The following is a 1,549-nucleotide window of genomic DNA, read 5'->3' on the forward strand; positions in this document are numbered from 1 at the left end:
GCCTCCGGAACGTCGGGCGAACCCCGAGGTTCGCGGGGCGGAGTTCGTCGGCATCGGAGCCGCCCGGCGCGCCGGGTGGGCACGCCCCGAGAGGGCCATGGCGCGGACGGTGGGGGACGGCCGTCCCCCGGCCTCCGCCGCGGACCGCCACGTCGAGGTCGGGTGGGGTGGACGGGCCAGGACGGGTCCGTCCGATCAGTCGCGCTGGATGTCCACGCCCGCCTGGTCGGAGAGCATCCGCAGCCCGTCCAGCAGGCCACCGGCCAGGTCACCCTCCTTGAAGGAGGCCACCATGCTCATCACCGCGAGCTTGCAGCTGCGGTCGGGGATGCGCCGGCTGGCCTCCTCACCGGTCACCAGCTCCACGACCCGCTGCGCGGGTGAGACGGCGATCAGCACGGCATCGGTCGCCCGCGCGCCGAGGGACGCGTGCAGTTCCTCGGCTCGGCGGCGGGTGTTCTCCCCGAGCTCACCCAGGTAGATGCTGAAGTCCAGTCCGGTGGCCCTCGTGGTCAGTGTGAGGGCCTCATCGAGCCGTGCGAGCTCGTTGTGCCCGAACGGACCGGGCGACTCCTCGGGCAGGATCCGCTTGGCGACCGAGACCCGCCCGGTCACCATCCTGGCCTCCCCGTACCCCAGTTCGGCGTCGGCCTCCGCACTGCGCTGCGCCACGTCACCAGTTCCCACGGGCGCCTCCCTGGATCGTCGTTGCCTCGGCGCCTCCGGTCGGTTCCTCGGCGACGTGGCGCTGGGACCCGCGCAGCCCTGCCGGGTTGGCGGTCCACCAGATCGGCTCGTGCGTCCACTCCTGCCCCGGGCGGTAGCGTGTGTCGCGAACGGGTTGCTTCCGCAGCGTCAGCAGCGCGACCAGCCCATAGAGGACGAGTGGGATCAGCACGAAGACGAGTGTTGTCTCCATGATGGTCACGGCCCGTACGGTAACCGATGACCTGGGCCAAGCGCCTCCTGCGGGGTCCTGCCTCCGGCCACCGGGCAAGCCACTCGGTCAAGGTGAACCAGGTGTGACCAACTCACCGGCAGTTCGCTGTGTGGGTGACATTCCGCCATCTCCCCACGGTTGTGTCACAGCGTTTGCGCACTACCCGTGCGCTTCCCTCGTTCCACTACTCATCCCACCGGGGGAAACGGCGTAGGCCGGGCCACCACCTGGCCGCTTGTGTCCCGTACCCGCCGCTCCTAGCTTCTGTGGTGGGCGGCCCGGGCCCCGTGCGCATGCTGACGAGCACTCGCGCCACTCCAGCTCGTTCCCATTCTCGCGATCAGCTGTCCGAGGAGGATCCGCATGTCCGGCCACTTGGTGATTCGTCGTGGAAGCAGCACGCACGGACCCGCATCCCAGCGGTCCACGGCCCCCGCTGCCCTGGCCCCCCGCCCCCTCGACCACCGCTCCGGAAGCGCGGTCGAGCCGCTTGCCCGCCGGGAGCGCGCCGACGGTCCGGGGTGTTCGGCACTGGCACGCGCCGGTATTCGGGTAACCCGTGACGGAATCCGCGTCACCCAGGCCGGCATCCGCGTCACCCCGCAGAAG

2 protein-coding genes are annotated in these 1,549 nt (G+C 70.9%); both read right to left on the reverse strand.

What is annotated here, in order from left to right; translation table 11 throughout:
• Nucleotides 1-195 precede the first annotated feature (195 nt).
• Nucleotides 196-687, reverse strand: a complete 492-nt coding sequence (locus ACTIDRAF_RS0224030) for a DUF5130 family protein (protein WP_039789297.1) — start codon at nucleotides 685-687, stop codon at nucleotides 196-198.
• Nucleotides 674-919 (reverse strand): aa3-type cytochrome oxidase subunit CtaJ, encoded by a 246-nt coding sequence (ctaJ, locus tag ACTIDRAF_RS0224035; protein ID WP_052168954.1) that lies wholly within the window; start codon nucleotides 917-919, stop codon nucleotides 674-676. Before ctaJ ends, ACTIDRAF_RS0224030 begins: the two co-directional genes overlap by 14 nt.
• Between the last annotated feature and the right edge of the window lie 630 nt (nucleotides 920-1,549).

Source organism: Actinoalloteichus spitiensis RMV-1378, assembly GCF_000239155.1.
GTDB classification, from domain to species: Bacteria; Actinomycetota; Actinomycetes; order Mycobacteriales; family Pseudonocardiaceae; genus Actinoalloteichus_B; species Actinoalloteichus_B spitiensis.